20 protein-coding genes are annotated in these 19,621 nt (G+C 43.1%); 2 read left to right on the top strand and 18 right to left on the bottom strand.

Going from position 1 to position 19,621, the window contains the following annotated elements; translation table 11 throughout:
* Window positions 1–5: 5 nt before the first annotated feature.
* From ODU46_RS01450 to ODU46_RS01460, 3 genes are all read right to left on the bottom strand, one after another.
* Entirely contained in the window at window positions 6–1,244 is a 1,239-nt protein-coding gene (locus ODU46_RS01450) for a glutamate-5-semialdehyde dehydrogenase (protein WP_024407525.1), read from the bottom strand.
* Window positions 1,245–1,308: 64 nt separating this feature from the next.
* Complete coding sequence (proB, locus tag ODU46_RS01455) at window positions 1,309–2,385, bottom strand: glutamate 5-kinase (protein WP_029998657.1); 1,077 nt, start codon at window positions 2,383–2,385, stop codon at window positions 1,309–1,311.
* Between the two features lie 154 nt (window positions 2,386–2,539).
* Window positions 2,540–5,008 carry a bifunctional DnaQ family exonuclease/ATP-dependent helicase gene (locus ODU46_RS01460; protein ID WP_398578128.1) on the bottom strand — a complete coding sequence of 823 codons (2,469 nt, stop codon included), beginning with the start codon at window positions 5,006–5,008 and terminating at the stop codon, window positions 2,540–2,542.
* Between the two features lie 107 nt (window positions 5,009–5,115).
* Between ODU46_RS01460 and ODU46_RS01465 the strand changes: the two genes are divergently transcribed.
* A complete protein-coding gene (locus tag ODU46_RS01465; RefSeq protein ID WP_024407523.1) occupies window positions 5,116–5,754 on the top strand; it encodes an MBL fold metallo-hydrolase in 639 nt (212 codons plus the stop codon).
* A 45-nt stretch (window positions 5,755–5,799) separates the two neighbouring features.
* On the opposite strand, the gene ODU46_RS01470 is transcribed toward ODU46_RS01465, so the two are convergent.
* The 13 genes from ODU46_RS01470 to rplK form a co-directional block, all read right to left on the bottom strand.
* Window positions 5,800–6,303 (bottom strand): N-acetyltransferase, encoded by a 504-nt coding sequence (locus ODU46_RS01470; RefSeq protein WP_024407522.1) that lies wholly within the window; start codon window positions 6,301–6,303, stop codon window positions 5,800–5,802.
* On the bottom strand, window positions 6,293–7,315 hold the full coding sequence (locus tag ODU46_RS01475) for a PhoH family protein (protein WP_024407521.1): 1,023 nt from the start codon (window positions 7,313–7,315) through the stop codon (window positions 6,293–6,295). Before ODU46_RS01475 ends, ODU46_RS01470 begins: the two co-directional genes overlap by 11 nt.
* A gap of 78 nt (window positions 7,316–7,393) precedes the next feature.
* Window positions 7,394–7,609 carry a YozE family protein gene (locus tag ODU46_RS01480; protein ID WP_009910192.1) on the bottom strand — a complete coding sequence of 72 codons (216 nt, stop codon included), beginning with the start codon at window positions 7,607–7,609 and terminating at the stop codon, window positions 7,394–7,396.
* Window positions 7,610–7,614: 5 nt separating this feature from the next.
* Window positions 7,615–8,070 carry a DUF1801 domain-containing protein gene (locus tag ODU46_RS01485; protein WP_172115115.1) on the bottom strand — a complete coding sequence of 152 codons (456 nt, stop codon included), beginning with the start codon at window positions 8,068–8,070 and terminating at the stop codon, window positions 7,615–7,617.
* Between the two features lie 9 nt (window positions 8,071–8,079).
* Window positions 8,080–9,000 carry a 2-dehydropantoate 2-reductase gene (locus ODU46_RS01490; RefSeq protein ID WP_398579130.1) on the bottom strand — a complete coding sequence of 307 codons (921 nt, stop codon included), beginning with the start codon at window positions 8,998–9,000 and terminating at the stop codon, window positions 8,080–8,082.
* A 9-nt stretch (window positions 9,001–9,009) separates the two neighbouring features.
* Window positions 9,010–9,864 (bottom strand): RNA-binding virulence regulatory protein CvfB, encoded by an 855-nt coding sequence (gene cvfB, locus ODU46_RS01495; RefSeq protein WP_105212063.1) that lies wholly within the window; start codon window positions 9,862–9,864, stop codon window positions 9,010–9,012.
* Window positions 9,865–9,994: 130 nt separating this feature from the next.
* On the bottom strand, window positions 9,995–10,552 hold the full coding sequence (gene frr / locus ODU46_RS01500; protein WP_024391695.1) for a ribosome recycling factor: 558 nt from the start codon (window positions 10,550–10,552) through the stop codon (window positions 9,995–9,997).
* A gap of 192 nt (window positions 10,553–10,744) precedes the next feature.
* Window positions 10,745–11,479 (bottom strand): UMP kinase, encoded by a 735-nt coding sequence (pyrH, locus tag ODU46_RS01505; protein ID WP_015445263.1) that lies wholly within the window; start codon window positions 11,477–11,479, stop codon window positions 10,745–10,747.
* A 166-nt stretch (window positions 11,480–11,645) separates the two neighbouring features.
* Complete coding sequence (locus ODU46_RS01510) at window positions 11,646–13,286, bottom strand: oligosaccharide flippase family protein (protein ID WP_398579179.1); 1,641 nt, start codon at window positions 13,284–13,286, stop codon at window positions 11,646–11,648.
* Window positions 13,287–13,540: 254 nt separating this feature from the next.
* Complete coding sequence (yghU, locus tag ODU46_RS01515) at window positions 13,541–14,329, bottom strand: glutathione-dependent disulfide-bond oxidoreductase (protein ID WP_398579131.1); 789 nt, start codon at window positions 14,327–14,329, stop codon at window positions 13,541–13,543.
* Window positions 14,330–14,337: 8 nt separating this feature from the next.
* Window positions 14,338–14,628, bottom strand: coding sequence for a hypothetical protein (locus ODU46_RS01520; protein ID WP_012775208.1), 291 nt, complete (start codon window positions 14,626–14,628; stop codon window positions 14,338–14,340).
* A 106-nt stretch (window positions 14,629–14,734) separates the two neighbouring features.
* Window positions 14,735–15,424 (bottom strand): 50S ribosomal protein L1, encoded by a 690-nt coding sequence (gene rplA / locus ODU46_RS01525; protein WP_004194879.1) that lies wholly within the window; start codon window positions 15,422–15,424, stop codon window positions 14,735–14,737.
* A gap of 40 nt (window positions 15,425–15,464) precedes the next feature.
* Window positions 15,465–15,890: a 50S ribosomal protein L11 gene (gene rplK, locus ODU46_RS01530; RefSeq protein ID WP_002935890.1), complete on the bottom strand. Its 426-nt coding sequence runs from the start codon at window positions 15,888–15,890 to the stop codon at window positions 15,465–15,467.
* Between the two features lie 154 nt (window positions 15,891–16,044).
* Here rplK and ODU46_RS01535 point away from each other — a divergent pair, with 154 nt between their 5' ends.
* A complete protein-coding gene (locus ODU46_RS01535; RefSeq protein WP_004194874.1) occupies window positions 16,045–16,413 on the top strand; it encodes a DUF3397 domain-containing protein in 369 nt (122 codons plus the stop codon).
* A gap of 367 nt (window positions 16,414–16,780) precedes the next feature.
* Here ODU46_RS01535 and ODU46_RS01540 read toward each other — a convergent pair whose 3' ends face one another.
* Both ODU46_RS01540 and ODU46_RS01545 read right to left on the bottom strand, forming a co-directional pair.
* Window positions 16,781–17,167 (bottom strand): VOC family protein, encoded by a 387-nt coding sequence (locus ODU46_RS01540; RefSeq protein WP_398579132.1) that lies wholly within the window; start codon window positions 17,165–17,167, stop codon window positions 16,781–16,783.
* A complete protein-coding gene (locus ODU46_RS01545; RefSeq protein WP_395381919.1) occupies window positions 17,167–19,536 on the bottom strand; it encodes a DNA translocase FtsK in 2,370 nt (789 codons plus the stop codon). The genes ODU46_RS01540 and ODU46_RS01545 overlap by 1 nt, the downstream gene beginning before the upstream one ends.
* Window positions 19,537–19,621 lie beyond the last annotated feature (85 nt).

Consider the following 19,621-nt stretch of genomic DNA (forward strand, 5'->3'; position numbering starts at 1 on the left):
TCCTCCTAACGAATGTGGCCGTCGCCTGTGATGATGTACTTGTAGGTGGTCATTTCACGCAAGCCCATTGGGCCACGGGCATGCATCTTCTGAGTGGAAATACCCAACTCGCAGCCTAGACCAAACTCGCCACCGTCTGTGAAGCGGGTCGAGGCATTGACATAGACCGCAGCCGAGTCCACATGGAGTGTGAAAAGTTCTGCCGTTTGGCTGTTTTCCGTCACGATGGCCTCGCTGTGCCCTGTCGAGTGTTGAGCGATATGACTGATAGCCTCTTCTACGTTTGAAACGACCTTGACAGCCATGATATAGTCTAAAAATTCCGTGTCAAAATCTTGGTCGCCTGCTGGTGTGGATTGGTTTAGAATAGCCTGGGCCTGGCTGTCTGCACGTAATTCCACCTGCCCAGCCAGAGCTTCTTCCAAGCGAGGTAGGAAGTGGTTGGCAATTTCTTTATGGACCAACAAGACTTCCGCCGCATTGCAGACTGAGGGGCGACTGGTTTTGGCGTTGACCACAATTTGAAGGGCCTTATCCAAATCCGCATCCTTGTCCACATAGACATGGCAGATGCCTGTGCCTGTTTCGATAACTGGCACAGTCGCATTTTCTACAACAGCTTGAATAAGACCTGCACCACCACGTGGCACCAAGAGGTCAATCTTGCCTTTGGCAGTCATCAACTCCGTCGCAGAGGCACGGCTGGTGTCTTGAACCAACTCAATGACCTTTGGAGAAAGACCAGCCTGTTCCAAACCAGCCTTGAGGGCTGTGACAATGGCTTGAGCCGAGTGAAAGGCTTCCTTGCCACCACGCAAGATGACTGCATTTCCGCTCTTGATAGCAAGGGCTGCAGCGTCTGAAGTCACATTTGGACGGCTTTCGTAAATCATTCCTACCAAGCCAAAGGGAATGGATTTCTTGCGAATGTTCAAGCCGTCTGCCCGAGTGGATTCTTCTAAGACCAGCCCAACAGGATCTGGCAAGTCAATCAAGGCACGAATGCCGTCTGCCATAGCTTCAATCCGCTCAGCTGTCAGAAGCAAACGGTCCTGCATGACCTGGCTAATCTTGCCTTGGGCATTTTCCATATCAATGGCATTGCCTGCTAAAATTGCCTCAGTCTGAGCAACCAACTGGTTTGCCATAGCTGACAGGGCCTGGTTTTTCTGCTCGGTTGTCGCTAAGTTGATTGAAGCCTTGTGGGCCAATAAACTATCTAATAATGCTTGTGTTGTTGTCATAAATTTCTCCTATTTAGTCTTTCAGTTTGCTCGCTCGTCAACATAATCAAGATAAACTGAATAACTATAAGCTCACCCAATCGTTGCGGTGAATGAACACGCCCTCTGCTCTGCCATTTGCCAACTGGTCCTGTAAGTCTTTAGAGGACAGTTTGACCCGCCCTTTACCAATCAAACGGTGGTCTGCCTGGCTGTAAACTTCCACAACCTGCCCCACTTCAAAGTCACCTTCAAGAGCTTTGACACCAGCAGCTAGCAAACTGCGACCTTGGTGCAACATCGCCTCAACAGCTCCCGCATCCACTTCAACCGCTGCATCTGTTCGGGCGTAGAAGGCCATCCACTGCTTGCGTTGGTTCATAGCATGGTCATCTGCTAAAAAGAGGGTGCCACGGTTGGCTTGGGTGACTGCTTGTAAGAGAGCGGTATCCTCTTTTGAAGAGCAGATAAAGACGGGCACGCCTGACTTGGTCGCAATCTGTGCCGCTTGCAATTTTGTGGTCATGCCACCAGTCCCGTTGGACGAGCCTGCTCCTGCCGCCATGGCAAACAAATCTTCCGTAATTTCCTTGATTTCAGGCAAATGCTGGGCAGTCGGATCGCTGTTGGGATTGGCTGTGTAAAGCCCGTCCACATCCGTCAAAAGCACCAAGAGGTCTGCTTTCAAGAGCGAAGCCACCTGGGCAGACAGGGTATCGTTGTCCCCCACCTTGATTTCCTCAATGGCAATGGTATCATTTTCATTGATAATGGGAATAGCCCGTTGCTTGAGCAAAACCTGCAAGGCCTGAGAGGCATTCTGATAACGTCTGGCATCCGCAAAATCATCCTGAGTCAGCAAAATCTGAGCCGACACAATACCGTCTTTCATCAGATTCTGCGTGTATTCCTCAATCAGCAAGCCCTGACCCACTGCTGCAGAAGCCTGTTTCTCCGCAATCTTGGTCGGTCGCTTGTCAAATCCCAATCTCCGAAAACCAGCAGCAATTGAGCCCGAAGTCACCAGCACAATCTGGTAGCCCTTCTGATGCAACTGAGCCAACTGATTGGTAATCCGAGCAATCTTGATCCGGTCCAGGCTGCCATTTTCTTGGGTCAGAGAGCTGGTGCCCACCTTAAATACGATTGTTTTTTCTGTCATAATCTCTTCTCACAAAAACTAATATTTGGAAAATTATACCATATTTTAGGTATAAAGAAAATCAATGTTATTTAGCAGAGAATGAGGGAAAATTCCTAGAAATAGGTAAGCTTATACTCAAAACTAAAAGGAGAACTTGTCGCCTCCCTTTAATCTATTCAAAAAATTCCTGTGAGATTGTTACCATTTCACTTTCGCTAGGCTGTAACACTTGATAATCCTTCTCAAAGAAGGAGAGAACTTGCTGTCCATAGCGTTTGGTATGGATGCGAGGATCTAATACCAAGACTAGAGAATCTTGTTTGTCATGTCGATTGGTGCGTCCAATGGCTTGACGCAACTTAATCATCATCATAGGTAGGCTGTAATCATAAAATGGATTTTTCCCTTCCTTACGTAGATGGTGATTGATTTTCTGGACAAAACGGTCCTTTGGATTGTCGAATGGCAGCCTTGTAATGACCTGAATCAATTGGTCCTGGCTGGCAAAGTCAGCTCCCTCCCAGAATACGCCTGTGCCGAGTAAAATTTGGCATTCCCCTCGTTCAAATTTGCGTTTGAGTGTCATTTCCTGTCCATGCTTGTGCTGGGCTAGGTGGGGAATGTTATTGTCTTCTAACAAATCCGACACCTGCAAGAGCAGAGAAATCGATGTGAACAAGACCAAAATCGGTCGTCCCAGCTCTGCTATTTCTCTTAAAGTAGTAGCCAAATAAGCTGCATGCTCCTCCTTGGTCCAAGCGAGGATGTCGGGGAGATGAGTCGGAAAAAGCAGCTGCTGGTTGGTCACAGTTTGAGTCGGTATCAAATCCAAAGTGACCTGCTCAAAGCCCAGCAGATCCGCCAGACTGACCTTTTTGCTGATGGTCAAGGTGGCGCTGATGCAGAAAATCTTGGTATCAGGCAGGTAGCTGGTCGCATTTAGGAGACTGTCCTTGGAGCCCCGCAAATAGGCAAGCCGCTTTTCTTCTAAATTTTTCTCCTCCAACCAAAAGGTATCGTAATAGTCTATGAGCTGATGCAAGTCGTTCAAATCAACATCTCCAAGCTCCACCAGGTTCTGACCAAGTTGATGAAGTTCAGCCTTTTGAACCTCTCGTTGACCATGCTGGCGAAAACGACTCAAAAAATGGTTGAGTTCAAACTGGCAAGACTCATACAAGCGTTGGTCCAAAATAGTCGTCGCTCTGTCCTTTTTACTTTGCAATACTTGTAACATACTTGTCAAATCTTGCGAAGCCGTCGCTAGATTTTCAGCAGCCAAGAGAAACTTTTGAGCTTCATCAATCACCACCAGACGCTTATCCATGAGAGGGTCTTGATCCTTAAGATGGTTGAGAAAATAAGCGTGGTTGGTAATGAGCAATCTACTAGAGAGAGCTTGTTGGTTCAACCGTTGCCAAAAATCCCAGCCCCCAAAAAGACTTTCAGTCTCCAATTTCCCATCGTGGGCAATCTCATCAAAGTAGGCTTGATAGCGTTGTTTCTGCTTGAGTTCGTCCAAATCGCCTGTGTGAGTTTCTGTCAGCCAGACCAGGACCTGCATCTTAAATTGATTGACCAGGCGATTATCATCCTGCCTTTGCAGGGTTCTCCAATAGCTGTCTAACTTGATAAAATGCTTGGGCGATTTTAGAGAGACTATGGGAATACGAAATATCTCTTTAAGCTTGCTCCCTTCCTTTTCCATAATCTGCTCTTGAAGGAGCTTGGTCGGTACGGTGACCAATAAAGGCTGGTCTGACTTAGCAAGTAAAGGCAAGAGATAACCGTAAGTCTTCCCCAAGCCTGCCTGTGCCTGTATAAAATGCACTTTTTCTGCATCTGCCAAGCGTTTTTCTACTACTTGAGCAAATGCAGTTTGTTTTTTGCGTTCATGCAAGCCGAGAAGGGCAATATTGGTCGAAAAATCTTCAGATAATCGGTAGGCCGACTTGATTTCTTCTGGCTTTTTCAAGACCAAGCCATGAATAGATTCTAAATCGTATGATAGGTTTTCTGACAGAACAGGCACCATTTCATCAATGACCAGACGGGATTCAAAGAGCAGATTGTCCGCCAAATCAAGAATCTTTTCAACAATAGACCTGGGTAAGCTCTTTATTTTCTCTTGAATTTTGATGAGCAAGCGCGCCGTAGCCATGGCATCTGATATGGCCGTGTGCGCCTGGTCCAAACCAAGTTCCAAATGCTCTGCAAGATTTCCCAAGCTGTATTTTTCAAAAGTCGGGAAAAATAGCTGTGATAATTCCACCGTATCTACACGTGGCGTCAACAGTTCATAGCCTTCAAAAAAGAGTGCTTCTGCCAAGAGATTGGCATCAAATTTGACATTATGGGCTACAAAAATAGCATCTCCAATCATGTCATAAATGGTACTTGCTACCTGACCAAAATCCGGAGCCTGACTTAGCTGTTGGTCTGTGATACCTGTCAGATTCTTGATATGGTCATCCAGTAGCTCATAGGGATTGATGTCCGTTGCGTAACTGTCAATGATTTCTCCATTTTCAACGAGAACAATCCCGATTTGAATGATTTTTGCATCGGTACCTGTACCAGTTGCTTCCAAATCCACAACGGCATACCGATTGCTTGTTCTTGTGTCTTTCATACTGTTCATTATAGCATATTCCCTCTCATGGAAAAAGCTCCAAACAAATTCCATGAAGAAGACGTGTTTTTTTGTTAGACTAGTAACATCAGTAACTGTTAGAAGAAGGAAAAAGAATGATTATTCACAAATCTGTCAATCCTGTCGCTTTTCAAAATACCTACTACCTTGAAAATGATACCCATCTGATTATCATTGACCCTGGGAGTGACTGGACAAAAATTCAAGCAACTATCGAAAAAATCGGAAAACCAATTTCGGCTATTCTCCTGACTCACACTCACTATGACCATATTATGAGCTTGGACATTCTGCGTGAGACCTACAATTTCCCACCTGTCTATGTGGCTGAAAGTGAAGCCAGCTGGCTCTACACACCAGAGATGAATCTATCAGGTCTACCTCGTCATGATGATATGGAAAATGTAGTCTGCCGACCTGCTGAAAAAATCTTCCAATACCAAGAAGACTACCAGTTTGACGGTTTTCATTTCAAGGTTGTGCCAACACCCGGCCACTCCATCGGTGGGGTATCCTTTATTTTCCCAGAAGCTGAAGCGGTCATTACAGGTGATGCTCTCTTCCGTGAAACGATTGGGCGTACAGACCTGCCAACCAGCAATTTTGACGACTTGATTGCGGGTATCAGAGAACACATTTTCACCCTACCAAACCACTACACTGTCCATCCCGGTCATGGTCAAAATACCAGCGTTGGACATGAGAAAAATTTCAATCCATTTTTTAGAATGTAAAATAAGTACTGCCCAGTTCTGATTGAACCAGGCAGTTTTTTATTATTATTCATCTAATGCATGTTCAGCTATGACGATTGTTTTTCCAGCTATTTCTTTGACCTCACCAGTTGGACAAAATCCAACTTTGGACCAAAAATGACTGGACTGAGGATTGCTTTCTACATAGCCTAGACGCACTTTTTTGAAGTGACTTGCTAACTGAGATAGGAGCTCCGCTATGATCTTTGAGCCAAGACCCTGACCAGCCAATCTTGAATCCACCATAAAAAGTCCGATATAGGCAATCTCTGCAGTCGGATAACCGTCAATTAGGTCTAGGATGGCAACTAATTGCTCTTTATCCCAGAATCCTAGAAAATATTTATCTGGTAGCTCCTTACCTGGCGGACAGTCGACAAGGTCATTTGCTAAACTTTCCAGACTAGGCAAGGGTGGAAAATGTTCAAAATAGAGAGGGTTGGTCTGGTAGAGTGCCAAGACCTGCTCCAAGTCGGCGTCTGCTAACTTTCGTACTTGATAACGATTTGAAAATTGACTAATCTTCATCCTCTTCGCTCCGACTAGGCTTCCCAATCGTTTCAAAACTTGCTCGACTATCCGCTGCCAGAGCCTCCTGCTCGTAGGCATTGATAATCTGGGCAACAACTGGGTGGCGGACCACATCCTTGGCTGAAAAATACACGAAATCAATCTGCGGAATCTTGCTTAATTTCTCTGTCGCATCAATCAGGCCTGACTTAACCTTGCGCGGCAGGTCAATCTGACTAATATCCCCATTGACAATCATCTTGGAATTAAAGCCCAGACGGGTCAGGAACATCTTCATCTGCATAATGGTGGTATTTTGCGCCTCATCTAAGATGACAAAGGCATCTTCCAAGGTCCGCCCCCGCATATAGGCCAGCGGTGCAATCTCGATAATCTCGCGCTCCATTAGGCGCGTGGTCTGCTCCTTGCCCAAAATCTGGTAGAGGGCATCATAGACAGGACGCAAATAGGGGTCTACTTTTTCTTTTAAGTCCCCTGGCAAAAATCCTAAACTTTCGCCTGCTTCTACCGCAGGACGTGTCAGGACAATCCGCTTGACCTGTCCCCGCTTGAGGGCTGTTACAGCTAGAGTAACCGCCAAGAAGGTCTTACCTGTACCAGCAGGACCGATTCCAAACACGATGTCATGACGCTTTACGCTGTCCACGTAGAGTTTTTGTCCAAGGGTCTTTACGCGAATGGGTTTGCCATAGTTGTCCTTGATAATCTCTTCTTCATAGAGGGCAACGAATTTCTCAATCTCATCATTTTTTGCCATGGAAATAGCTGTCACCACATCTGGTGTATTGATAACCAAACCACGACTCACCAAGACAAGGAGAGACTGGATAACAAGACGCGCTTGTTCTACATGTTCTTCCTGTCCAATTACCTGCACTTTTTCCGTACGGGCATGAATAACCACACCTAGTTCCTGTTCCATCAATCTCAGATGGCGTTCATTCGAACCAAATAGACTAAACGAATCATCTGGATGCTTGAGTTGAATATCAATTGAATGTTCTAGCAAGAGTTGCTCCTTTTCCTGTGCTTTTCTCTATTATAACAAAAATAGCCCAAACAGGGCTATTTTGTACTATTTTATCCATCAATGTCCCAAATAATCTTCCCAAATCGCATCAAAATCAGACATGGAAAAGGCAAAGCTGGCCGATTCCTCCAAAAAACGACTGACTTCATCGAAATTATCTGATTGCTTAGGAAAATCAGATTCATCAAAGGCATAATCTGCCAAGATAGCTACTGGTTCATTACTTTTCGGGTTGCGCTGGGTCATCAACCAAGAATAAAAACTTCTTCTCACTACATCTACTTTCTATAATTTTTTTCGTAGAGCTCTATATAGCGCTCCATAGACATCTTACTAACCAATTCCCCTATCAATTCATAAGGAATATTCTTGGGATTTTTCATGCGAACACAGGACTTGCCCATATCCAGTTTGGTAGGCACCTGTGCTTGATAAGCAGCAACGAACCAATCATTCAATTCTTGATCCATATAGATTCCCATGTGGTAGAGGGCGATGTGTGCCTTTTGTGATGCCAAGGCAAGGAAAGGCAGGGGCTCTCCCGGTGTGCAATGATAACCATCAGGGTAGGCAGTAAGCGGCACATAATAGTTAATCATACCTCCCAAGATGCCTACTTCAAAACCAGCTGGTAACTGTTCCACAATCACTTGATGGAGCCGTTCAACCGCTTCCTTCCGATTCTCAGGCAAGGCAGCCATATATTCTTCAATCGTTTCCACTTCAATCAGCATGACTTTCTACTATCTCAACCCCAGCATACTTTCCTTGGCGTGAACCATGTCTGTTATCATCTGACAGTATGGCGTAGGGATGCCTGCTCGCTTACCTTTGAATACAACTGCTCCATTCAGATAATCAATTTCTGTCTTTCGACCATGTTGGACCAAATCCTGGTGCATAGATGGATAGTGATTAGAAGCCTTCTTCGAAGCATCAATAACATATTTCCAAATAACTTCTTCGTCAATTCCATCTGCCTCAGACTTAGCAACAGCAATAAATTCTTTGAAAATCCCCTGTACTAGATTCAGTCCAGCCTCCGTACCAAATAATTCACCAATTGTACAGTCTAAAATGGTACAAGTTGGATTCATCACACCATTGACACAGGCTTTCTGCCAAATAGCACTGACAACATGATTGTCATAGGTCACATTTAGCCCAGCTTCATTCAGCATTTCAATAATATCCGCAACTGATTGCTCATTACCAAGAATATGCTGAACAGACATAGAACCCGGACCTTCTAAGTGAGCATGTCCAGGACCCTTTAGTCCCGCCAACCACATGGTCACCCCAACCATGATACTTTCATCTGGCACGTACCGACGCATGGTCGTCGCATGCCCCAAACCATTCAAGAGACTCAAAACCTTGGTAGTTGGACCGATAATCGGCTTAATATCCCGCAACATCTTTGGCAACTGATCAGCCTTTGTCAATAGAATGATAAAATCTGCTTCTCTCGTTGCTTCGGTCGGTTTCATGATGGGTAAGTGTACAATTTCCTCTACATCTCCAGTCACTTTCAAGCCGTTTGCTCGAATCGCTTCGATATGCTCTTCCCAATTATCCAACAAAATCACTTCATGATTTGTCTTAGACAATTGATAACCAAACCGACACCCCATTGCCCCACTACCAGCAATATATACTAGCATAGACGCCCCCTACACTAACTCTGTTCCCAAAGAATCCTGTTTAATTTTTCCAGCCTTCATCAGACCTCCAAGAGCTTTTTTGAATTGCCCTTTGGAAATACCAAAGGTAGCCTTGATGTCTTCCGGAGCAGACTTATCGTTCAAGGTCATGAAACCTCCATTGCTTTCCAGATAAGTCAATATCATCTGGGCATCATTTTCCAGCATCTCAAATGAACGTGGCTTGAGAGACAAGTTCAAGGTCCGATCAACTGCACGGTAGCCGATGACACGCGCCTCTAAAACCTGACCCAAACGTGGTTCCGCAAAGCGTTCGCTCGGATGGATAAAACCAAGCATGTTGTTGTCTGGCAAATAAACAAAAGTACCATTCATTTTCAAACGATAGACAATCGCTCGCAGATTTTGGTTTTGCATATTGTCATAGGCAGGTCCAGCCATTTTCTGAAAATCTTCCTGAAAAGCTGGCAGAGCCCAAATGCGGTCCTTCTTATCGACGTCTAATTTGACGTACAACTGATCCCCTTTTTTCGGCCAGAGTTCCTTGATTTCAGGCAAAATGTCCAAGGAAACAACCACTTGCTTGTCTGGCAGACCTGTATCCACAAAGACACCCAAATCCTTACGTACCTCTGTGACAGTTCCCCAACCAAAGCTGGTACGACTCGCCCCAACTTCCTTAGTTGTCAAACGGAGTTTTTGTTTCATATCGATATAGGCAAATCCCTTAACAGATTGACCTAGACTATGTTCTCCTTCATCCTTAGAAAGAGCAAAGGTTCTACCCTCTTTTTGGACAAAGTAAAACTGATCGTTTTCGTCAGTCACTAAACCAACGATATACTGTGCTAATAAATCATTCATGATTTTCTTCTTTCTGATTAAAAAGTGGGGGAAGTCTTGTCTAACTCCCCCCATTAGATTTCTTATTGGTTCACCACTGGAAGTTAGACAGCCCGGTGATGATCTGTTTTGTAGCCTAAAAACGTGTTGATTAAACTTCCAACAATTCTTTTTCTTTGTCGGCAGTCATTTTATCAATTGTTTTGATAGCATCATCTGTTACTTTTTGAATATCTTTTTCAAGTGACTTCAATTCGTCTTCAGTGATTTCTTTTGCTTTTTCAGCTTTTTTAGCATCATCCATAGCATCACGACGGATATTGCGGATAGCAACTTTAGAGTTCTCACCCACTTTTTTCACATCCTTCGCTAAATTCTTACGAGTTTCCTCAGTAAGAGCAGGAATAACCAAACGGATAACAGTACCGTCAGACTGTGGTGTCAAACCAAGGTCAGATGCGTTCAAAGCACGCTCGATATCCTTCAAGATTGACTTATCAAACGGAGTGATCAATAGAACACGCGCTTCTGGCACTGTAATACCAGCCAACTGGTTCAATGGTGTTGGAGAACCGTAGTACTCAACTGAAATACGGTCCAACAAACTAGCATTGGCACGGCCAGCACGAATGTGGCTAAATTCACGTGCCAAACTCTGATGAGATTGATTCATGCGCTCTTGCGCTTTAGCAATAATTTCTTTAGACATAAGACTTCCTTCTTTGTATTTTTTTACAGTCTTTTAGTTTACTTTTAGTACTAGGCAACGAGCCACAGGCATAACTGAAGTTAGGCAAGGCGAGTTCAAATACTCCAGTGGAGTATTTGAAGTTGGAAATAAGGAAACAATATTCCCTCAATCGTCGAAGTACATAAAAGAAAAACTAAATGACGATATGATTTATTTTTCTTCTGAAGAATTTGAAACGGTAGTACCGATTGGCTCACCGAAGACAACACGTTTAATATTTCCTGGTTCATTCATATTGAACACGACCAAATCAATATCATTGTCCATTGAGAGAGTTGATGCCGTCGCATCCATAATTTTCAAACCACGACTAATCACTTCACGGTGGGTCAATTCATTGAATTTAACTGCATTAGCATCCTTCTTCGGATCAGCATTGTAGACGCCATCCACACCATTTTTAGCCATCAAAATCGCATCCGCTTCAATTTCTGCAGCACGAAGAGCCGCTGTCGTATCCGTTGAGAAGTACGGAGAACCAATACCAGCTCCAAAAATAACAATGCGACCCTTTTCAAGATGACGAAGAGCACGACCACGAATATAAGGCTCTGCAACTGACTGCATCGCAATCGCTGTCTGCACACGTGTATCCACACCAAGCTGTTTAAGGGAATCAGCCATTACAAGAGCATTCATAACAGTCCCCAACATGCCTGTATAGTCTGCTTGAACTCGATCCATACCCGCTTCAGCAGCAGGTTCTCCACGCCAAAGGTTACCACCACCAATAACAAGGGCAATCTGAATACCTGATTCTGCGACTTCCTGAATTTCCTTTGCCATTTCCTGAACAGTTTTAAGGTCAATACCGACACCACGTTCACCAGCCAAGGCCTCACCAGATAGTTTGATTAGAATACGTTCGTATTTAGGTTTCATCATCTCTCTCCTCTTTTTTATCCCTACTATTCTACCACAAAAACCGTTTTTTTTATACTGAAATCTCCAAGAAAAAAGGAAAATCCTCAACGAACTTTCCTTCTCACATTCTAAAACGCCTCTTTTTCCCAGCTTTTCAATAGTAGAAAATAGAGATTTTTAAAACAAACTAGCCTAGGCGCAATTTCCTCCGTAAACTCTGAGCCCGACTTCCAATTAAACGATCTAGCTGACGAGTCTTCAATGTCAAGATGACAAAAACAAGCATACCTGCTCCACCTGCAACAGCCAAGTGGATAAAGCTAGATACATAGCCATTTGCTGGAAGAATAAGATTCAGGACAAATTCAATCCCCCATACAACGAGTCCCATTACGATAGAAATCCAACTAATGGTCGCAATATCTTTTATCACTAGTCTTTCATCAATATGCAGAACCTTGTCAATTCGTCTATAGAAGAGGTACAGCATAATTCCCAACCCAAATATCGTTGAGATAAAGCTACCATATACCTTAAAGACATAGATCATTGGTACTTGTAAAACGATTTTCACTAGCATCCCAATCAAGAAATAATAAATCGCTCTTCTATTTTCAAATATTGCTTGAATGACCACACTAATGACAGAATATAGGCCCAGAGGTAAAATTAAAAATAAGTTCCAAATGAATAGAGTAATGGCGATAGGCTCTGACGGTCCGTAAAAAATCGTATAGAGTGGCCCAGCTAACAGGACTGTTCCAACAATTGCCGGTATAGTGAATATAAAGAGTAATTGTAGATTATCCGCCACTAAATGAGACGCCGCCTTCAAATCTTTCTTGACAAATTTCTCTGTAATCAATGGAATAGCAACACTTCCCAAACTCAGTGAAATCCCGATAATCATCATCGTAATCTTACTTGGATTGGCAGCCATATACGAATAAAGTTCCAAAAGTTCCGAATTACTGTAATTCGTAATTCTTTCCATAACACGAATAAATGTGACTTGGTCAATAAACTGCAATAATTGAATCGTTAGACCTAAAATGATAATTGGAATCGCATCTCGAACAGTTTCCTTAATAAGTTGACCTGTATCCAAAGAAATCTTTTGTTTCTTAGCATGAAGCAACTTACCAAGGTAACCTTGCTTCCATAAAGTATAAACTAAAATCCCAACACTAGCAATCATCCCGACAAAAGCTGCAAAGGTAGATTGGACAACTGCTTCAAGATAGTCACCGCTACCCAACTTCATAATCATAAATGTTGCTGCCAGTATCCAGATAACCCGTACCAGCTGTTCTGCAAGCTGGCTAATCGCATAGGGTTTCATATCGTGCTGACCTTGAAAAAAACCACGCAAGATACTCATGGCTGGGAAGATAAAGAGAGGCGGGACTAGACTATACATGACTGGAAGTAACTTTTCCTTCGACCCCGATGCGTCTGCCAACCACGGAGCACTTAGATACATGACTCCTGCAAAGACAGCTCCAAAGACCAACATGAGCTTGAAGAATTCTCTGACCAAGTAGAGCGACACCTCTTCTTTACCCAAGACATTGTATTTAGCTACTTGTTTGGCAATAGCTGTCGGAAGACCAGCTGTTGAAATCAATAAGAAGTTGGCATAGATTTGATACCCCATACTAAAGAGGGCATTTGCTTCAGCTCTATATTCCCCTAACCAAATATACCAGGGAATAACATAGGCAACACCAAGTAGGCGACTAAGAATATTTCCAGCAGTCAACCAAGCCAAGCCTCTGGCCATTGTCGCCTGTTCTTTGGACTGCTGCATTTCAACTTTTTCGGACATTTTTCTATTACTTTCTATGTAAATATAAGACAGGAAAAACTCATACTCTTCGAAAATCAAAATCAGACGTTGTTGACTTGATTTGATGAACTTCAGTTCTATCTGCATCTACGTCGCCTAGTCTAATTCTGATTTTCATTGAGTATCAATTATTAATTTCTGTTTTTGGATTTTCACAAAGTCTAACTCTTTCATTATAAACTTTTATCATACCAAAGTAAAAGAAAAACCCACCCATAAGGTGGGCAAGTCAATTAATTATCAATTGAATGATATTTCACTGTCAACCCTCGTTGTACAGCTGGGCGTTGGGCTATTTTCTCTACCCAGGTCTTTAGATGCTTGTAAGAATCAACATCTAAAAATTCTGCCGAGCCTGGATATAGTTCTCCTTGAACCAAGCGACCATACCAAGACCAGATAGCAATATCTGCGATGGTATAGGTATTTCCAGCTACATATTCTCTTGTCGCCAATAGTCGATCCAAGAGATCCAGCTGACGCTTGGTCTCCATTGTATAGCGATTAATCGGATATTCTTGCGCTGTCGGAGCGTAATGGAAGAAATGTCCAAATCCTCCACCAACAAATGGAGCGGCACCAGTTTGCCAGAAGAGCCAATTAAGAACCTCTGTCCGCTCTGCCCATGATTTTGGCAAAAAGGCTTCAAACTTTTCTGCCAAGTAGAGGAGAATATTGGCTGATTCAAAGACCGAAATCGGTTCTTGCTCGGAATAATCTACCATAGCTGGTATTTTGGAGTTGGGGTTGATGGCAACAAAATCGGAGCCAAATTGGTCTCCTTGACCGATATTGATGAGAAAGAGGTCATAATCAGCTTCCGAAATACCTAACTCTTTCAACTCCTCCAACATAATAGCAACCTTAATGCCATTCGGCGTCCCCAATGAATAGACTTGGAAAGACTTCTCTCCCTTTGGTAGCTCTTGCTCAAAGCGACTGCCCGCTGTTGGACGGTTGCCAGATCGGTTGTCATTTTCATCTTCCCACTTCCAAACGAGTGGTTTTGTATATTCTGTCATGTTTTCTCCTATTTTACCTTTCCTGGAAAAAGACTAGCATAGCGATAATGGTTTTGAACCTCTTGAAGGTAATGGGCTAGTTGCACCAATTCCTTAGGCGCTCGGCAAGTCAGAGCTGTTAACTCTGCATTGATAAAGCGACTTAAGTGTCCTGCCAATATATAGAGATTTTCCTCCTTGTCCAGCTGACCTGCTACCTCCAATATTTTTTCACGCAGGGCTTCTGAAAATGCTTCCTGCGGAAGGTTGTAGGCTGCAGAAAGGTATTTATAAAGCTCTTCTTTCTCTGCTACTTTCATTGGATAACTCCTTTTATGTAAATTGAATATAGTATAAATCGAAATCAAGTGCTTGTCAAGAAAATCTCAAGAAAAAAAGATTGCCTTAAGACAATCTTTCTATTGATTAAAGTGAGTTAGGATCAACTTTGATACCAACACCTTGTGTTGTTGTGATTGATACTGAAGTCATGTAAGTACCTTTAGCTGTAGCTGGTTTAGCTTTAGCCATTACATCGTGGAAAGCTTTGAAGTTTTCAACGAGTTTGTCAGCGTCAAATGATACTTTACCGATAAGAGCTTGTACGATACCTGCTTTGTCAGCACGGTAAGTGATTTTACCACCTTTAGACTCTTCAACTGCTTTAGCAACATCCATTGTTACTGTACCAGTTTTAGGGTTTGGCATCAAGTTACGTGGACCAAGTACACGACCAAGACGTCCAACAACTGCCATCATATCTGGAGTTGCGATAACAACGTCGAAGTCCAACCAACCACCGTTGATTTTAGCAACGAGGTCATCTTCACCAACAAAGTCTGCACCAGCAGCTTTTGCTTCTTCTGCTTTAGCACCACGTGCGAAAACAAGAACGCGTGAAGTTTTACCAGTACCGTTTGGCAATACCATTGCACCACGGATTTGTTGATCAGCTTTACGTACGTCGATGTTCAAGTTGTAGGCAACTTCAACTGACGCATCAAATTTAGCGAAGTTAGTTTCTTTTGCAAGAGCAACAGCTTCTTCTACGCTGTAAAGTTTTGTGCTGTCGATTTTTTCAAGAGCAGCACGCAAGTTTTTGCTTTTTTTAGCCATGTTATATGTCTCCTTGTAATCAGATAATCTTGGGTGCTACTTAGTCAGTAACAGTGAATCCCATAGAACGAGCAGTACCTTCGATCATACGCATTGCAGCTTCAAGAGATGCAGCGTTCAAGTCAGGCATTTTAGTTTCAGCAATTTCTTGTACTTGTGCACGAGTAACTGTTGCAACTTTAGTTTTGTTTGGTGTACCTGAACCTTTTTCAACACCTGCAGCTTTTTTCAAAAGAACAGCAGCTGGTGGTGTTTTAGTGATGAAAGTGAATGATTTATCTTCATACACAGAGATAACTACTGGGATGATCATGCCAGCTTGGTCAGCTGTACGAGCGTTAAACTCTTTTGTGAATCCCATGATGTTGATACCTGCTTGACCAAGTGCTGGTCCGACTGGTGGAGCTGGAGTAGCTTTACCTGCAGGAATTTGAAGTTTTACGAGTTTTTCGACTTTTTTAGCCATGATATAAAATCCTCCTATTGTGGTTTTGGCGGTAATTAAAGATTTTTACCTCCCACAAATATGTGTTTTACACATACCTTTTCATTATACACGAATTTCAAAGAAATGCAAGCTTTAGGTTTACTTTTTTTCACATTTTTTATAGAATGAATGTATGTTTGAATCGATTATATTTTTAAAAATAGTAGCCTTTCTATTTATCTTTCTAACCTTGGCCATTTCGATAATTGCTGTCAAGTTTTTTAGGTTGCAAAACCGAGGATGGAACTTTGCAGACATTGCCTTTCCTCTCTATGCAATTGAATTTTATCTGATTTCGGACAAGGCCTACTATAACAGTCTACTGCCTCAGCTTGTCCTAGCCCTATCACTACTAGCGATTGGTCTTTGTGGTTTCTTCCTTTTAAAGAAAAAGAATTTTTTATATCGCCGTTTCTTCAAGGTTTTCTGGCGAGCTAGTTTTATCTTGACCTTTTTGATGTATCTAGCTTTAGTTATTGCGGTCTTCACTTTAAAATCCTAAAATCATCCATCCTTTCATAGATGGCATAATAAATCCCCATTGCAGGCGCAGCGGGGATTCTTTTTATACTAAATCATACAAGGCGACGTAGATGTATAGTCGAATGAATTAGCTTTCAGACAAGGAACTGAGATGCAGGTTGCTAGCACAGCCTAGTGGCTGTGCTAGGTTGGAGATATAACTTGCAAAGCAAGTCACTTCTGCAGAGTACGGCAAGCCGAAAGTGACGATGTATCAAAGTTAATTCAAATGACTATAGATAGAACTGACGTTCATCAAATCAAGTCAACAGCGTATGATTTTGATTTTCTAAGAATATTAATTAGTTGTCATATTGATAGGCCTCTCTGGACATGAAAAGATGGACTTATTCATGAATTTCTAGAGGGAGGCCATCTGGATCAAAGAAGAAGGCCATCTTTTTACCATCAAAATCATCTGTTCGCAGGACTTCATGTCGGATGTCCAAACGGTCAAACTCTTCCAGACAGGCTTCCACATCTGCAACCTGGAAGGCTAGATGGCGTAGACCTGTATGTTCAGGATGAGGCATGGCTGGTCTCAGCGGAGCATCTGGTTTGATGAAGATTTCCAAGATCAGATTGCCTTTTTTGACATTGAAGAGAATATCATTTTTTTCTGGGCGAATATGTTCATCCACCTGTTCAAAGCCTAGTTTTTCAACATAAAATTCTCTTGTTTTGTCATGGTCACTACCGATAATTGCAATATGATGAACTGCATCAAATTTCATTATTGTGTTTCCAATACCTTTCTAGGTTTTGTTCCTTCAGCTGGACCAATGACACCCGCTGCTTCTAGCTCTTCCATGAGGCGTGTTGCCCTGTTAAAACCAACAGACAAGCGTCGTTGAATCATAGAGGCGCTGGCTTTTTGTGTCTCAACTACCAAGGCACGTGCTTCGTTGAAAAGTGGATCTCCTCCAGCATCACCAAAACCTGCATCGCCATCACCTTCTGCCACTTCACCTGGATCAAAGGATTCATCATAATCTGCATCTGCCTGATCCTTGATAAAGCCAACTATTGCTTCTACATCATCATCGGATATAAAGGAACCTTGCAAACGGACTGGATGGTTTTCATCAATCGGTTTAAAGAGCATGTCACCGCGGCCCAAGAGTTTTTCAGCACCATTTTCATCTAGAATCGTCCGACTGTCTGTACCGCTTGATACGGCAAAGGCGATACGAGATGGTACATTGGCTTTAATCAAGCCTGAAATAACATCAACAGATGGTCGCTGGGTAGCAAGAATCATGTGGATACCTGCTGCACGAGCCTTCTGTCCCAAGCGAATAATGGCATCTTCCACTTCCTTGCTGGCTACCATCATCAAGTCTGCCAACTCATCTACGATGACCACAATGAGAGGAAGTGGAATCTGTTTTTCTTCTGAACGGCTATTAAATTCTTCGACCTTCGCATTATAACCTTCTAAGTTTCGGACACCAATTTGACTAAACAACTCATAGCGTTTCTCCATTTCATCCACTACTTTTTGAAGAGCTCGAGCAGCCTTGCGTGGGTTGGTCACAACGGGAATCAAGAGGTGGGGAATATCATTATAGACCGATAATTCGACCATTTTGGGGTCAATCATCATGAACTTAACTTGGTCTGGACCAGCTTTCATAAGAATTGAAGAGATGATACCGTTGACAGCAACAGACTTCCCTGAACCAGTTGAACCAGCCACCAATAGATGGGGCATACGTGCTAGGTTAAAGGAACGGACGGAGCCATTTACAGCCTTACCGAGAGGAATTTCCAGAAGCTTGTCTGGGTCTGTTTTAGATTGTTCCCAGAGCTCACGGAAAGGTACTGTAGCCACTTCGGAGTTTGGAACTTCAATACCGACCAGAGATTTTCCTGGGATAGGAGCTTCAATACGGACATCTTTAGCCGCAAGAGCTAGAGCCAAGTCATCAGCTAGGTTAGAAATCCGATTGACTCGGACGCCGACTGCTGGTTTGACTTCATACTTGGTTACCGATGGTCCAATCTCAGCACGCTCAACCACCACCTTGATTCCAAAACTGGCAAAGGTGTCTTCTAAAACTTTAATATTCTGGCGAACTATCCGTTTTTCATTGGACTGACTCTTAGCTTTTATAGGAGCGAATAAGTCTATGGACGGAAGTTTATATGCTAGTCTCTGCTTAGGCTTGAAATCAATCTGCACATCTGCCTCGTCCTTCTCAAACTCATTTGGTTCAGAATCCTGGCTTGCCGAGTTTGATTGTGCTGGTTGGTCATCTTCTGCCAACATAATAGGAAATTCATCTTCTATGTCTAAGTGGTCATATTCTGAAATAATCGGTACTTGAACAGGCTCTTCTTCTAGGATTTCACCTGTTTCTAAATCGACATGTCTATCTACCAGTGCCAAAGCCCGAGCTGACTCTTCCTCTTCCTCTAGACGAAGGCGTTCCTCTTCTAGACGAGCTAATTCTTGCTGACGTTTTTCTTCTCGTTCTGCTTTCTTCTGTGTTCGAAGCTCTGCTCTTTTTACCTGCGTCTCCGCCAACTTATCTTTGGCAACCGCCAAGCCATCGGCAACATCATAAACAGACCATGGGCTTACAAAAAAGATACCAAATGCTATCACTAGAAGACCGATGAAGAAGGAACCGACATTTGCAAAGAGGAAGGAGACTGGCAGATAGAAGATACTTCCAATCATCCCTCCGCCTAGAAATGCTGTTACCTGAAACTTAGCTAGGTCTGACAAGGCCAATTTTAGAGTATGACCGAATAGGTCACTCCCTTGATAGGTCCAGTCTAAATAAGCCTGAAATTCAATTAATAACCCGATAACAATCAGCCAGAAGCCCGATATGGTCCCTTCTCTTTCGCGTAAGACTTTGGGAATAAGAAGGTAGATAAATGCACCTGCCAATAATAGATAGGCCAGACTACCAAATAATAGCCGGAAAATATTGTAGCTAGTCACTCCAAACACACCTAGGCGACTGGCTGCAAAGACAATGAATAAAAGCCCCAATACTCGAAGGGTGATATTTTTAACACGTTCTTGCTGTGCTAATTCTGCCTTGGTTGGGCGCCTCGTAGCCTTTCCTTTTTTTCTTGTCTTTCTCATAGATACCTCAACTTTCTCAATCTCTTTATTTTATCATAATTGGGAAGAATTTTCATGATAGAAAAAACCCTGCAAATACAGGGTT

Source organism: Streptococcus sp. 2020WUSS089, assembly GCF_044427405.1.
GTDB classification, from domain to species: Bacteria; Bacillota; Bacilli; order Lactobacillales; family Streptococcaceae; genus Streptococcus; species Streptococcus hashimotonensis.

Coding starts and splice junctions, on each gene's coding strand:
- pyrH (WP_015445263.1), bottom strand. CDS start 11,479: ATGATGAAACCTAAATACGAACGTATTCTAATCAAACTATCTGGTGAG.
- ODU46_RS01520 (WP_012775208.1), bottom strand. CDS start 14,628: ATGAAAGTAGCAGAGAAAGAAGAGCTTTATAAATACCTTTCTGCAGCC.
- ODU46_RS01470 (WP_024407522.1), bottom strand. CDS start 6,303: ATGAAGATTAGTCAATTTTCAAATCGTTATCAAGTACGAAAGTTAGCA.
- rplA (WP_004194879.1), bottom strand. CDS start 15,424: ATGGCTAAAAAAAGCAAAAACTTGCGTGCTGCTCTTGAAAAAATCGAC.
- ODU46_RS01450 (WP_024407525.1), bottom strand. CDS start 1,244: ATGACAACAACACAAGCATTATTAGATAGTTTATTGGCCCACAAGGCT.
- ODU46_RS01490 (WP_398579130.1), bottom strand. CDS start 9,000: ATGCTAGTATATATTGCTGGTAGTGGGGCAATGGGGTGTCGGTTTGGT.
- ODU46_RS01535 (WP_004194874.1), top strand. CDS start 16,045: ATGTTTGAATCGATTATATTTTTAAAAATAGTAGCCTTTCTATTTATC.
- ODU46_RS01485 (WP_172115115.1), bottom strand. CDS start 8,070: ATGCTGATTGAAGTGGAAACGATTGAAGAATATATGGCTGCCTTGCCT.
- rplK (WP_002935890.1), bottom strand. CDS start 15,890: ATGGCTAAAAAAGTCGAAAAACTCGTAAAACTTCAAATTCCTGCAGGT.
- frr (WP_024391695.1), bottom strand. CDS start 10,552: ATGTCTAAAGAAATTATTGCTAAAGCGCAAGAGCGCATGAATCAATCT.
- cvfB (WP_105212063.1), bottom strand. CDS start 9,864: ATGAATGATTTATTAGCACAGTATATCGTTGGTTTAGTGACTGACGAA.
- proB (WP_029998657.1), bottom strand. CDS start 2,385: ATGACAGAAAAAACAATCGTATTTAAGGTGGGCACCAGCTCTCTGACC.
- yghU (WP_398579131.1), bottom strand. CDS start 14,329: ATGACAGAATATACAAAACCACTCGTTTGGAAGTGGGAAGATGAAAAT.
- ODU46_RS01540 (WP_398579132.1), bottom strand. CDS start 17,167: ATGAAATTTGATGCAGTTCATCATATTGCAATTATCGGTAGTGACCAT.
- ODU46_RS01460 (WP_398578128.1), bottom strand. CDS start 5,008: ATGAACAGTATGAAAGACACAAGAACAAGCAATCGGTATGCCGTTGTG.
- ODU46_RS01545 (WP_395381919.1), bottom strand. CDS start 19,536: ATGAGAAAGACAAGAAAAAAAGGAAAGGCTACGAGGCGCCCAACCAAG.
- ODU46_RS01510 (WP_398579179.1), bottom strand. CDS start 13,286: ATGTCCGAAAAAGTTGAAATGCAGCAGTCCAAAGAACAGGCGACAATG.
- ODU46_RS01465 (WP_024407523.1), top strand. CDS start 5,116: ATGATTATTCACAAATCTGTCAATCCTGTCGCTTTTCAAAATACCTAC.